Here is a 12,824-nt window from a genome sequence, read left to right as displayed (position 1 = left end):
CGCGCCTTTCCCTCTCTTTTGGAAAGGGACGTGAAATGAGCTCGACTCGGGTACGCTCGTGTCCTGCGGACGGTTGCGTGGAGCCCGTGCTCGCCCCATGAGCTGAGGCCCCGGACCCCGCCATCTCTCCTCTTTCCGTTCCAACCGGTGGACACCTTTCGGTATCCTGCTCCGGCGGACCTGGCGCTCGGGCAACCCATGGGGCGTCCGAAGGGCAACACCCCTTGCCGCCAGTCGGGGAGTCCTGAAAATCGTTGTTGAACCTCCGCCCCGTCGGAGGCACGAGTGTAGGCATGGCCCGCCTCCAAACGCGGCGGGCTGCTCTTCGCCCTACCCAACGGCGAGGGTTCTGGCCAGCGCTGGCCTCATGCTTTCACCGAGGGGAAGCGAGTGGTGATGGGCGTGAAAAGCACTGGGGATGAGGTGCTCGCGGGCGGGGGGGGAGATGGGGGCGCTCATGCGCTCCATCGACTGGAGCCAGACGCCCCTGGGGCCGGTCGAGGGCTGGCCCCAGAGTTTGCGCTCGCTCCTCAGCCTCCTGCTCACGTCCCCTTCGCCGGTGTTCCTGTGGTGGGGCCGGGAGTTCCTCCTCGGCACCTGCGCTCCAGCCCTCACCCTCAACATGGCCTCTATCCCGCCTATACGCTGGCTCCATTGCACCTGGAGCTTCATGGCGGTGATGGAGGTGACACGGCGGCCTCACCCGGTCTGAGGACCGTGCCCGAAAGGCTCAAGAGCCATTGGCCCATCGCTCCGGGCGAGTGCGTCGCCCCTTGCTCCAGCCACCACTCCAGGACGCCCAGGTAGAGCCAGCGCGATGGGAGTCGAGGTCCGGCCCGGTCTTGGCGTCGAGGAGTTCGACCCGTCGGACGAAGACCTGATCATTCGCGCTGGCGCAGAGAGCTTTCGCGGACGCTGGCTGTTTCGACTTTGCAGGCCGCGGAGAGCGTCTTTCGAGTGGACTCGAGCACCTCATCCGCCAAGGCCTTGTCCGCCTTGGCGACCGCGCGCGAGACCGCGATGGCGCCAATTTGCGCCGCAACGGCGGCAACAGCGAGCCGCCGTCTCTTCGTTGCAGGAACCACCTCCTCGAGCGATTCCTCGAGCATCGTCACGACCTCCTCGAAAACGCCTGCGAACCTGGCGCTCACGGCGTTTCCCTGTCGCGCGATCTCGCTGGCGGACGCTGTCATCGGGCAACCCGTCTCCAACTTGTCGCGCGCTTCGCTAGAGAAGAGGCCGGCGAGGTGTTCCTCGAACGAGGGGCGTCGATCTGGCGCCGACGCTCGAGCCTCGGCCAGGTTTCTCTCGAACCCGTACGAGAAGGCTTCGGCCACCAGCGCATCCTTCGACGGGAAGTGCGCGTAGAGCGCACCATGGGTCAACCCGGCCGCCTTGGCGACTTCCGCGACACCGACGCCATCTATTCCCCGCTGCCGAAAAAGTTGGCTTGCCGCTCGCAGCAGCGCGACCCGGTTCTCCTCGGCCTTTTTCTTGGAAACACGCATGTCAGGAGGTCCCGAACGTTGATGTCGCCGTTTTAATTGCACGCACCATCAAAGTCACTTAGATTGCGGTCGCAATCAAATCGGTCGCCCCTCGGCTTGAAGAGCGTGGAGCCGAGGGGCCATGAGCGGTACTCACCTCGATCGCGCAGGTGAGAAGGAGACATCACTTTGCGTTACAAACTTTTTGGCAAACACACGGGGCTGCGGGTCTCCGAGCTCGTGCTCGGGACCGCGAATTTCGGTACGCGGTGGGGACATGGCGCCGAAGCGGAGGAAGCCCGCCGCATCTTCGACGCCTACGCCGATGCAGGCGGCAACTTCATCGACACGGCCAACGGCTATCAGAACGGTCAGTCCGAGGAATTCCTGGGCGACTTGCTGGCGGGGCGGCGCGACGACTTCGTGCTGGCCACGAAGTACACCGTGAAGACAGATGCCAACTCCGGCATCCTCGTCACAGGCAATAGCCGTCAAGCCATGGTCTCGTCCGTCGAGGCGAGCTTGAAGCGACTCAAGACCGATCGGATTGACCTCTACTGGGCCCACGTCTCGGATGGCGTCACGCCGCTCGAGGAGATCGTGCGGGGCTTCGATGACCTCGTTCGGGCCGGCAAGATCCTCTACGCAGGTCTTTCCGATTTTCCTGCGTGGCGGGTCGCTCGGGCCGCGACCATCGCCGAGCTGCGTGGCGCCGCTCCGATCGCGGGCCTTCAGGTCGAGCATAGCCTCGTCGAACGCACGACCGAGCAGGAGCTTCTCCCGGCCGGTCATGCACTGGGTCTCGGTGTGGTGGCCTTTTCGCCGCTCGGCGGCGGTCTGCTGACCGGCAAATACCGCAAACGCAACGGCGAGAAGGGACGCGAAGAAGGTTTGGCTGGGGCCGGATTCCAGGCCGAAAACTCCCCGCAGCGCACCGCCATCCTCGACACCTTGATCGCGGTCGCCGAAGAGGTTGGCGCTACGCCCAGCGAGATCGCCATCGCCTGGGTCGCCGCCAAGGGCTCGCTTCCGATCATCGGGCCACGCACGCTCGCTCAGCTTGAAAACAACCTCGCTGCAGCCAAGGTGACGCTGTCGCCCGAGCACGTTGCGCGTCTCGACAAGGTGAGCGCGGTCCCGCCGGTTTTCCCCTACACGGTGCTCAATGATCCGCGGATCAGGGATCTCTACACGGGCGGCAAGTTCGGGCAGATCGACGCCCCGGCCGAATCCGTCGCGTGACCCGAAGGATCAGAATTCCGCGCACGGGGGCAGCCGAGGCGAGGCGTTTGGCCAGCCTCCGAGCCGGTACAGCGCGCATACGCGAGCGTCTCGCTCAAGGGCAGTGACCAGGCCCGCCGGAGTCAGTTCTTTCAGCTGCTCTCGCTGCTCACCTCCGGCACCGGCTGTGGCGGCGAGGCGCCGGGTGACACGGGACAAGGGCCCGACACCTCGCTGGCGTCCGTCGCGGCCGCGGCCTCGGACGCCAACCTGTATGACTCCTTCACCCGGGCGAACAGCGCCAGCCTGGGCAGCCTCGAGCAGGGCGGACAGGCCTGGAAGTTCATCCCGTCGGGAGTGGCCTGGGGCGTCACCGTCAACCGTGCGTACCTCCTCACGGACGACGGAACCTGGTCCGACCACTATGCCACCGTGAGCGCCACCGCCGACGCGCGCGTGCTCGTCACCCTGTCGGCGCTCGGCCAGTACTCCGGCCTCACCTTCCGCTTCGTCGACCGCGCCAACTGCTGGAAGCTCGCGACGGACACGGCGGCCGGGAAGTACTTCCTCACGAAGTACGTGGGCGGCACCCAGACGTTCCCGCTGCAGATCAACCAGGCCCCCGTGGCGGGCGACGTGCTCGAGGTCCGCACCTCCGGGGACCGCATCGACGTCTACATCAACGGCGTGTTCAAGGGCGGCGTCAACGACGCGACCCACCAGAGCGCCGTCCGGGTGGGCCTGCTCGGCAGCCAGGACAACCTCGCGCGCTTCGACGAGTTCCGCGTCTACACCACGCCCGGCACCCGCGACGCCACGCTGCAGCCCTTCCGCTCGGACTCCGTCTGGAACCTGCCCATTGGCAAGAGCGCGACATACGCGGACACGGCTGATCCCGCGACGCGCGACTTCATCGGCACCAGCGTCAACGGGGTGAACATCACCACCTGGGCCAACTGGGACACCTACTCGCATCCCATCTCCCTCGCCTCCAGCAGCGACCCGTGGGCCACGGTGACGGACTACAACGACTCGTGGCGCAGCGGCACCTATTCCATCCCCGCCACGGCCACCATCGCCACGGGCTCCAGGCGCGCGACTGCGGCCATTTCTGGTCCCCCAAGCAGGAGAGGAGGAGGCGAGCGTGGCGCCCCAGGCAGCTGAGAGGCAGGAAACGAGGAAGGAGCGGAGGGCGCGAGTGGACTGGGCAGGGCGACGACGAAGGACCTTCGCGGTGGAGGTGTTGGCCTGCGTGAGGAGTGGAGGCAGGCGGAGAGTGCTGGCGTACGTGAAGGAAGCGGGAGGGGTGAGAGCGATTGTGGAGCACCTGGGCCTGCCCACGGCAGGTGCGAGGCTGGCAGGCACACGCCGTCACCGGCCCCACCTGGGGCACCGTGCACAGGCGCGCCACCTGCTCGTCCTTGTGGGCCACTCGTTCGAGCACCCCATTCATGAAGGCAATCTGCTCGTTGAGGTGCTGCATGAGATTGAGCAGCGGCGCCACCTGCGCCATGAGCCTGCCCGGCAGAGGCAGGGCCGCCACCCGCTTGACGAAGGACTCCGCCTCCCCTTCCGCTATCCGCCACCCTTCGTACCGCACCAGGGCGCTCACCAGGGAAATGTAGCGGGTACGCGTGCGCACCAGCGCCTCACGCACCGCCAGCTGCGCCTTCAGGTGCCTCCTGCCGTCCGAAATGCGGTGCGCCGGCCGGTATGCCCCCAACCTGCACGCCTCCGCCAGGCTGCGCGCATCCCTCTTGTCTGTCTTCACCCGACGGCTGCGCGTGGCGTACATGGGTGCGAAATTCGGGTCTGCCACCACCACCTCGTGACCCCTCTCCTCCAAGTACCGCGCCACCCATTCGCTCTCGGTGGAGGCCTCCAATAGCACCCGGGCCTTCGGGCGCTTGCTCAGTAGCTCCCCCAACCGCTCCCGTTGCGTCCTCACCCGCTGCTCCAGCACCACCTCGCCACTCTCGCCCAGAATGCACACCTGGCTGTCCCGCTTGTGCACGTCGATGCCAATGTACTCCATCGCCCATTCACCCCACTTCGGCGGTCACCTCTGCTCCGCCGCAATGTAGGGCTCGGTGCGCCTCCTCGCCCCCTTGGCCGCCCGGCCGCTTCATCTCCTCTATACACTGGAGGATTTGGTCCAAATTGGGTCTGACAAGAACCGATTTGGTCCCCTGCTGCGAGCCGTGCCTCCTTTTTAGGAGTGGGTTCGATTCAAGGCGGCGGGCAACCTCTATTAGAGGCGGCGGGAATCGAATCCGCCTCCGTTTTCCTGGTGTGTCCCAAGGACCAGGAACTCAGCCCCCGTGATCGGCGGCGCGCTCCTGTGGGCGAGGTAGCGTCGGACGGGATGTGGGTGTCAGGCCGGCGTCGTCGGGCACAGGGCTGCTTCCATCCGTGGCGCGGCGAGGCACAGTGGCGGCGGGAATCTCCGGCTCCGGTGTCTCGATGCCCTGCGCCTTGGCGAGTGCCTGGCGGGCTTCGTCCGAGCGTGGGTGGAGGTCCACGGCGCGCTCCAGCCAGAGCAACTGCTCCTCGTGCTTGCCCTGCCGTCTGTGGCGCGCGGCGACGCGGAGCATCTCCTCCACGTAGTCCGGGTGCAGCATCACGCCTGTGGTGACCGCCTCCAGCGCGGGCCACAGCGCCTCGGGGTCTCGCGCTTCGTCCAACCGGATGCGCGACAGCTCGGAGACCTGCGCCTGCTGCCACACCTTGTCAAAGTGCCGCACGTCGTTCTGGAGCGACTCGCTGAAGCGCTGTGGGCCGGGGCAGGACGCCTGCTCGCAGGCGGCGAGGTAGTCCGTGAAGAAGGCGAGCGGGCCACGCGCGGGGTACTCGCGGAGCTTCTCGGGGCCCAGCGCCGTCTCCAACGTCCGCGCCATCTGCGCACCCACGCGGATGAGCAGCGAGCCCTCACGGGGTTGATGCGCCGCACGCACTCGCCCGAGGGCTACCTGCGGGTCCTGGGTGATGGTGGCCCGGTCGAGCAACGTGGACACCTGCGTGAAGGCCTCGTCCAGGTCTCCCGGCTCGGGGAGCGCGCCCGGCCCTCGGGTGGCCCACAGGTGGTACGAGAGCCCGTAGGTGAAGAGGCGCGCGAGGCCCTCGTGCACCACGGCGTCCACCGGGTCCGCCAGGTGCGCGTCGCGGCGCACGAGCCCGTCCTCCAACAGTGTCTCGATGATGCGCGTGGACACGCGTCGCAGCCGCTTCGCGTCGCCCTCCAGGTTGGTGGCGAGCGCGATGACGACGTCCTCGGCGGGCAGCATCACCAGCAGCGACGTCGTCTCGGGTTGGCCTCCCGCATGGGCCACCATGTAGTGGCCTCGCAGCGGATAGGTGGCGAAGCCCATGCCGTAGTCGGTGAGCTGGCCCTCGCGGGTGCTCATCGAGGCCTGCATCATCCTCGCGGTCTCGGCCGGGACGAGCCGGTGCTGAAGTATGGCCTGGCCAAAGGCGAGCAGATCCTCCACCGAGGCGCGCGTGCCTCCTCCGGCGAAGCGGCTGGAGACGTCGAGGTAGTGCGAGGGGACGAGCTGCCCCCTGGACTGGCGGTAGCCCAGGGCGTGCTGCTTGTCTCGCGTGCGGTAGTCATCCAACGCCGCGTGGCGCATGCCCGCAGGGCCGAAGATGTGGGTCTTCAGGTAGGCGCCATAGCCCTGGCCCGAGGCCTTCTCCACCGCGGCGCCGAGCAGGTTGTAGCCCCAGGTGGTGTAGACGAACTTCGTGCCGGGCTCGGCGGCAAGCTCCTTGTCGGCGAAGAGGGCGAGGGCGCCCGCGGTGTCCACGTGACGCGTGTTCTCCGAGGACTCGGGGCCGTCGTAATGGGGCACGCCGCCCAGGTGTCCCAGCAACTGGCGCACGGTGATGGGCCAGGGCTTCTCGGGGTACGCGGACACCAGCGTGTGGATGTCCGCATCGAGGTCCAGCTTCCCCTCCTGCACGAGCTGGAGCACGGCCACCGCGGTGAAGGACTTGGTGATGGACGCCATCCGGTACGTCGTCCGGGGCGTGGCGGGCAGCTTGTGGGCAAGGTCCCTGTACCCAAACCCCGCGACCCAGCGCCTGCCGCCGTGGAGCACGCCCACCGAGAGCCCTGCATGGGGTCCCTTGGCGAGCTCGGCTCGCACGAGGGTCTCCAGCGCGCGCCGCACCTCTGGGGGAAAGGGCGCTTCCTTCTGTCGGGACGCGGCGGGCGCGGAGGCGGTCGCGCGCGCCTGGGCCAGTCGGCGAGGGGCGGCTGGCGCGGTGACACCCGGGAGGAGGAGGAGCGCGAAGAGGAACGCTCTCACCGTGCCTTCTCCGAGGCATGGAGGCGCGGCGCGAGGGCGGCCTGCCGGCGGGGATCTCCACCCGCCACCCAGGTGCGCAGCAGCGCGTCGGTGATGAGCTGGCCGAGGATGTCGAGCCCCTGGCCACGCGGGTGGACGAGGTCGTCATGGACGAGCCCGGCCTTGACGAAGCGGGCGATCGAGCCGGAGCCTCCCATGGCGGCGAAGATGTCGAAGAAGGCGCAGCCCTCGGAGAGGGCGATCTGCCGCTCGATGGAGATGACCTCGTCGAGGTAGGGACGCTGGGCGAGCTTCTGGGGCCCCGTGCCTCCTCGGACCGCGTCGATGGGGCCCACCACGAGGCAGGCGCTGTCGGGGGCGGCGGCGCGCGAGCGGCGCACGAAGGAGCGCAGACCTTCCTCGACCTCGGCGATGTTGGAGCGGCCCCACTCAAGCCGCTTGGCCTCGTTGCCGCCGAGGATGAACAGGAGCAATCGGGGCGAGCGCTCGGCGAGCTGGGCGCGGAAGATGTCCTCGCGGGCGCGCAGGAAGAGGTTGGCGTCGGCGGAGGGAACGCCCAGCGTGTCGAGCACGATGCCGGGACGCTGGTGCTGCAACACCACGCCGAGCACCACGGCGCCACGGCCCTCGGCGACCACGTCCAGGGTGCGAGCGCTCTCGGGGATGTCGAAGGCGAGGGTCTGGGCCTGACCCGTGCCAACGGGCTCGGCGCGGGCGAGCTCCTTTCCATCGGCGTGGACGGACAGCGGGCCGCCGCGGGGCACGTCGAGCCACCACAGGGTGCCTCGGGGCTCGCCCGCCAGGGTGAAGCGGCTGCTGGCCTTCGCGGCGGTGGCCTGGTGGTAGATGCCGCTGACACCGAAGGGCAGCTCGGCGAGCTTTATCTCGCCCAGGGTGCGCGCCTCCCAGCCGCCGCGCGCGAAGCCGACGCGTTCACGCGGCCCGTACGGGGCGAGGCGGTCCACGAAGAGCAAGCCACGGCCCGCATCTCCGAAGGTGATACCGAGCTCCTCGCGGATGATGTCGACGATGCGATTTCCGGCGATCAGCGAGTTGCCGAACGCGGCGATGACGGCGGGTGAGGTGGCCTTGCCGGTGGAGAGGGCGTCGAGGGACTCGAAGAAGGGGGAGAGCGCGGTGCGCGAGCAGGAGGCGCCGGACGGAGTGACGCAGGGGTCCTCCACAATCGGCTCCTGGACGCCGAGCTTCTTCCCGAGCTGGTACAGCTTGATGGCGCGGGGAGAGGGCACGGGCAGCGAGCGGCTGACGGAGGGCGCGGCGGCAGGAGCCGGAGCGGAGGGCTCCGGAGCGGGCTGGGCGGGCAGGGTGGCCTGAGCGAGCCGGAGGGGCTTACCGGGTTGCGCGGTGGGGCGAGGGCTACGAGGGGCGCGGGAGTGCCGGGACACCTGGGGTTGCGGCTTGGGATTCCAGAGCGCCCACGCGAGCGCACCGAGGAGGAACGGAACGAGCAGGAGGACCGCCCACCATCGGCCACGAGAAGCTTCGAGCATGCGGCCGGGAACTCTAGACGAAAGGCTCCAAGCGAGACAGGAACCGGCCGAGAAGGACAGCCACGTAGCAGCCTGTCGCCCGCTCGCTCCCTCCCTCTCCCCACCTCTCCCTCTCCCTCTGGGAGAGGGTCGGGGTGAGGGTATGAGGTTCACGGATTAAACGAACGTCACCGCGTCAAGAGAGCGGCTTGTAGATGTCGTAGTCGAAGGTCTCGTACGGAGGCGTCGGGCGTTGCCGGCGCACGTCATACAACTCGAACCCATAGGCGTCCGCACGAGCCTGACGGCCTGCCGCGGCGACCCACTGGGCGAGGCCGATATACGCAGCTTCAATCTGCTCCGGGCCACCCTTGCACGTAGCGACCGCGTAGCGCTGGGCGGGCACGGACAAGGTGGTCATTCCCTCTGGAACCTCCTCGAAGGCGGACACCTCGGTGGCCACCCAGTAGGAGTAGACGCCACCCTGCCCGTCATTGAGATGATCCGACTCGGGGGTGACGCCGTAGAACAGCCCCGGGTCGACCTTGTGGCGGATGGCCTCCATCTTTCGAGTCAGCTCCAGCCAGGCCGGTGGCACGCGTTGGCTCAGCTCCTGCGTGCGGCCCACGACCTTGATGCCCACCAGCTTGATGTCCCCGCGCGACACTTCCCGGACGTCCATGCATCTCCCTTCGTAGCCCAGACCTCCATATCCGATGCCGGCCTCCGTGGCTGCTCTCCGTGATGCCCCGCCTCACGTGAGGGCCTTGTCCTCCCGGCGCAGCACCTCGCCCTCCACCACGGTGACGCCATCAGGTGAGGCGGGAGGTCCCAGCGTGGCGACCAGCTTGCGGTGCGCCTCTTCCAGCCGTCGGTGGAGGGTATTGAAGGTCTGCTGCGCGGTGCTGGGCATGTCCTCGGTGTAGGTGAAGTACCAGCGGAGCGCGTCCAGACACTCGTAGAAGTGGTCCACCACGGACTGCTCGCGCACGGGCAGGTGCACCAGGTCGTGGAAGGTGGCCGAGGTGTAGCGGGTGGCGAGGGTGCTGAGCATGGGCTCGCGGCTGCGCAGTCGGGAGAAGAGGACGAACATCTCGCTCCGGCGCGCCTCCAGCCGCCGCATGATGTTGGCGGCATCGAGGGCGATCAGGTTCCGGACGCGAGCGGTGGTCTCATCGACCTGTTTGCGGCGAGCCATGGCCGAGCGAGCCTACTGGGATGCCGGGGGCGTGAGCCACTTCAGATCCCACCACGGGAGCGTACCGGCAAGTACCGCACCGGTACGGACCAGCGGGTGACGGATGCGAAGGGCCACAGCACCCTGCGACTGACGGGCACCCGGTGAGCGAGGCAATCCAGGCATCCACCACGCCAGTGCCTGTCGTAGCTTTTTCCGCGAAGATGAGCTTCTCTGTTCAAGCAATCAGTTCATTTCAGTTTGTCTGGCTTCTGGCCATGACGCCGTGCGACCGCGCGCACACCCACACACTGCCGCCCAGGCAACGCACCGCGTGAATGTCATCCAGTTATTGGTTGATTCAGGGCCGGCGTCGGGAACAGAAACAGCACATGGCCCAGCCGACCCGAGCGCCGCCCAACGATCCTTCGTACGACCTGCTGCACCAGCGAGGCCGTCACCCGCTCGACGCCATCTTCTCTCCGCGCAGCGTGGCGGTGGTGGGCGCGAGCGAGCGGCAGGGGAGCGTGGGTCGCACCATTCTCTGGAACCTCATCAGCAACCCCTTCGGCGGCACCGTCTATCCCATCAATCCCAAGCGGCCCAACGTGCTGGGCATCCGCTCCTGGCCGTCGCTGAAGGAGCTGCCCGAGCCGGTGGACCTGGCCGTCATCGTGACGCCCGCCGCCTCGGTGCCCGGCGTGATGCGCGAGTGCGCGGAGGCGGGCGTCCGGGGCGCCATCATCGTCTCCGCCGGCTTCAAGGAGGTGGGCCCCGAGGGCGTGAAGCTGGAGCAGGAGGTGCTTGAGATTGCCCGGCAGGCGAGCATTCGCATCATCGGCCCCAACTGTCTGGGCGTGATGCGGCCGACCACGGGGCTCAACGCCACCTTCGCGGGCGGCATGGCGCGCTCGGGTAACGTGGCCTTCATCAGCCAGAGCGGCGCGCTGCTCACCGCCATCCTCGACTGGAGCAAGCGCGAGTCGGTGGGCTTCAGCGCCTGTGTGTCCCTGGGCTCGATGCTGAACGTGGGCTGGGGAGACCTCATCGACTACCTGGGGGATGACCCGCGCACGCGCAGCATCCTCCTCTACATGGAGTCCATTGGTGACGCGCGGGCCTTCCTGTCGGCGGCGCGCGAGGTGGCGCTGCACAAGCCCATCATCGTCATCAAGGCGGGACGGACGGCGCAGGCGGCGGCGGCGGCGGCCTCGCACACGGGCACGCTGACGGGCAGCGACGAGGTGCTGAGCGCGGCCTTCCGGCGCACGGGCGTGCTGCGCGTGGACTCCATCGCGGACCTCTTCTACATGGCCGAGGTGCTCGCCAAGCAGCCGCGTCCCGTGGGCCGGCGGCTCACCATCCTCACCAACGCGGGCGGCCCGGGCGTGCTGGCCACGGATGCGCTGGTGACGGGCGGCGGCGAGCTGGCGAAGCTGTCGGAGAAGACCATGTCGGAGCTCAATGGCTTCCTGCCTCCCGAGTGGAGCCACGGCAACCCGGTGGACATCCTCGGCGACGCGGACCCGGAGCGTTTCGCGAAGGCTCTGGAGGTGGCGGGCGCGGACAAGAACAGCGATGGCCTGCTCGTCATCCTCGCGCCTCAGGACCAGACCGAGCCCACGCAGACGGCGGATCGGCTCAAGCCCTACGTGAAGCTGGGCAAGCCGGTGATCGCCAGTTGGATGGGGGGCTCGGACGTGGCGGCGGGCGAGCGCATCCTCAACGACGTGGGGATTCCCACGTTTGGCTATCCGGACACGGCGGCGCGCATCTTCAATTACATGTGGCGCTACAGCTACAACCTGGCGGGCCTGTACGAGACGCCAGTGCTGACGGAGGAGCCAGAGCGGCGCGAGGAGGCCGGGACGCTCATCCACGAGGCGCGCACGGCGGGCCGCCTGGTGCTCTCGGAGCTGGAGTCCAAGAAGCTGCTGGCGGCGTATGGGATTCCGACGGTGGAGACGCGGCGGGCGACCACCGTGGACGAGGCGGTGCGCGAGGCGGAGTCGCTGGGCTACCCGGTGGTGTTGAAGCTGCACTCCTGCCGCATCACCCACAAGTCGGACGTGGGCGGGGTGCGGCTGAACCTGGAGTCGGCGGAGAAGGTCCGCGAGGCCTTCGAGGGCATCCGCGGGAAGCTGGAGGAGCTGGGCCAGGCGGACGCGTTCGACGGGGTGACGGTGCAGCCCATGGTGAGGCGGGACGGCTACGAGCTCATCGTGGGCTGCGGCCTGGACGCGCAGTTCGGGCCGGTGCTGCTGTTCGGTGCGGGCGGCACGCTGGTGGAGGTGTTCAAGGACCGGGCGCTGGGCCTGCCGCCGCTGAACACGACGCTGGCGCGACGGATGATGGAGCAGACGCGCATCCACGAGGCGCTGCGCGGGGTGCGCGGGCGCAAGCCGGTGGACCCGGGCGCCGTGGAGAAGCTGCTGGTGCGCTTCAGCCAGATGGTGGTGGAGCAGCGCTTCATCAAGGAGGTGGACATCAACCCCCTGCTGGCCTCGTCGGAGGGGCTGGTGGCGCTGGACGCGCGCGTGGTGCTGCACGGCCCGGAGGTGACAGAGGAGCAGCTGCCACGGCTGGCCATCCTTCCGTACCCGACGAAGTACGTGGAGCGCTGGCGGATGAAGGGCGGGGAGATGGTGATCATCCGGCCCATCCGTCCCGAGGACGAGCCGAGGATGGTGGAGTTCCACAAGTCGCTGACGGAGCAGACGGTGTTCCTGCGGTACGCGGGGATGATGAAGCTGGACCAGCGCGTGGCGCACGAGCGGCTGGCGCGCATCTGCTTCAACGACTACGGGCGTGAGATGGCGCTGGTGGTGGAGCGTGCGGACGGCGCGAGCCGGGGAGAGCTCCTCGCGGTGGGCCGCTTGACGAAGCTGCCGGGCACAGAGGACGCCGAGTTCGCGATGCTCATCAGTGACGCGGTGCAACGGCAGGGCCTGGGAACGGAGCTGCTGAGTCGGCTGGTGACTGTGGGCCGGGACTGGGGCCTGAAGCGCATCGTCGCGGACATCCTGTCGGGCAACGGGGCGATGCAGCATGTCTGCAACAAGCTGGGCTTTAAAATCCTCCTGCCCCAGGAGATAGGCGAGACGATGGTGAAGGCGGTAAAGGTGTTGGACTGAGGAGGGCT

At 68.1% G+C, this 12,824-nt stretch carries 10 protein-coding genes and 1 pseudogene; 4 read left to right on the top strand and 7 right to left on the bottom strand.

Annotation, left to right across the window (positions count from 1 at the left end; genetic code table 11):
* The first annotated feature begins 457 nt into the window (after positions 1 to 457).
* Positions 458 to 712 (top strand): hypothetical protein, encoded by a 255-nt coding sequence (locus F0U60_RS51515; protein WP_395811889.1) that lies wholly within the window; start codon positions 458 to 460, stop codon positions 710 to 712.
* A gap of 169 nt (positions 713 to 881) precedes the next feature.
* On the opposite strand, the gene F0U60_RS51510 is transcribed toward F0U60_RS51515, so the two are convergent.
* Positions 882 to 1,508: a TetR/AcrR family transcriptional regulator gene (locus F0U60_RS51510; protein WP_395811888.1), complete on the bottom strand. Its 627-nt coding sequence runs from the start codon at positions 1,506 to 1,508 to the stop codon at positions 882 to 884.
* 168 nt (positions 1,509 to 1,676) lie between these two features.
* On the opposite strand from F0U60_RS51510, the gene F0U60_RS51505 reads away from it, so the two are divergent.
* The gene (locus F0U60_RS51505) at positions 1,677 to 2,729 is read left to right on the top strand and encodes an aldo/keto reductase (RefSeq protein ID WP_395811887.1); all 1,053 of its coding nucleotides are present in this window, start codon (positions 1,677 to 1,679) and stop codon (positions 2,727 to 2,729) included.
* Between the two features lie 131 nt (positions 2,730 to 2,860).
* Here F0U60_RS51505 and F0U60_RS51500 read toward each other — a convergent pair whose 3' ends face one another.
* Entirely contained in the window at positions 2,861 to 3,088 is a 228-nt protein-coding gene (locus F0U60_RS51500; RefSeq protein ID WP_395811886.1) for a hypothetical protein, read from the bottom strand.
* On the opposite strand from F0U60_RS51500, the gene F0U60_RS51495 reads away from it, so the two are divergent.
* Positions 3,066 to 3,872, top strand: a complete 807-nt coding sequence (locus F0U60_RS51495; protein ID WP_395811885.1) for a hypothetical protein — start codon at positions 3,066 to 3,068, stop codon at positions 3,870 to 3,872. The genes F0U60_RS51500 and F0U60_RS51495 overlap by 23 nt on opposite strands.
* Before the next feature lie 451 nt (positions 3,873 to 4,323).
* Here F0U60_RS51495 and F0U60_RS51490 read toward each other — a convergent pair.
* The 5 genes and pseudogenes from F0U60_RS51490 to F0U60_RS51470 all read right to left on the bottom strand — a co-directional run.
* Positions 4,324 to 4,743 (bottom strand): annotated as a pseudogene (locus F0U60_RS51490) (transposase); the annotation flags it as partial.
* A gap of 277 nt (positions 4,744 to 5,020) precedes the next feature.
* On the bottom strand, positions 5,021 to 7,015 hold the full coding sequence (locus tag F0U60_RS51485; protein ID WP_395811884.1) for a serine hydrolase: 1,995 nt from the start codon (positions 7,013 to 7,015) through the stop codon (positions 5,021 to 5,023).
* Positions 7,012 to 8,526, bottom strand: coding sequence for a GDSL-type esterase/lipase family protein (locus F0U60_RS51480; protein WP_395811883.1), 1,515 nt, complete (start codon positions 8,524 to 8,526; stop codon positions 7,012 to 7,014). Before F0U60_RS51480 ends, F0U60_RS51485 begins: the two co-directional genes overlap by 4 nt.
* Before the next feature lie 175 nt (positions 8,527 to 8,701).
* Positions 8,702 to 9,187, bottom strand: coding sequence for a GyrI-like domain-containing protein (locus F0U60_RS51475; RefSeq protein WP_395811882.1), 486 nt, complete (start codon positions 9,185 to 9,187; stop codon positions 8,702 to 8,704).
* Between the two features lie 72 nt (positions 9,188 to 9,259).
* Positions 9,260 to 9,703, bottom strand: a complete 444-nt coding sequence (locus tag F0U60_RS51470) for a hypothetical protein (protein WP_395811881.1) — start codon at positions 9,701 to 9,703, stop codon at positions 9,260 to 9,262.
* A gap of 371 nt (positions 9,704 to 10,074) precedes the next feature.
* Between F0U60_RS51470 and F0U60_RS51465 the strand changes: the two genes are divergently transcribed.
* Entirely contained in the window at positions 10,075 to 12,816 is a 2,742-nt protein-coding gene (locus F0U60_RS51465) for a bifunctional acetate--CoA ligase family protein/GNAT family N-acetyltransferase (protein ID WP_395811880.1), read from the top strand.
* Positions 12,817 to 12,824: the final 8 nt, after the last annotated feature.

The organism is Archangium minus (assembly GCF_044360475.1).
Classification (GTDB): Bacteria; Myxococcota; Myxococcia; order Myxococcales; family Myxococcaceae; genus Archangium; species Archangium minus.
The sequence above is the reverse complement of the archived record's forward strand: the minus strand, read 5'-3'. Positions and strand labels throughout refer to the sequence as shown.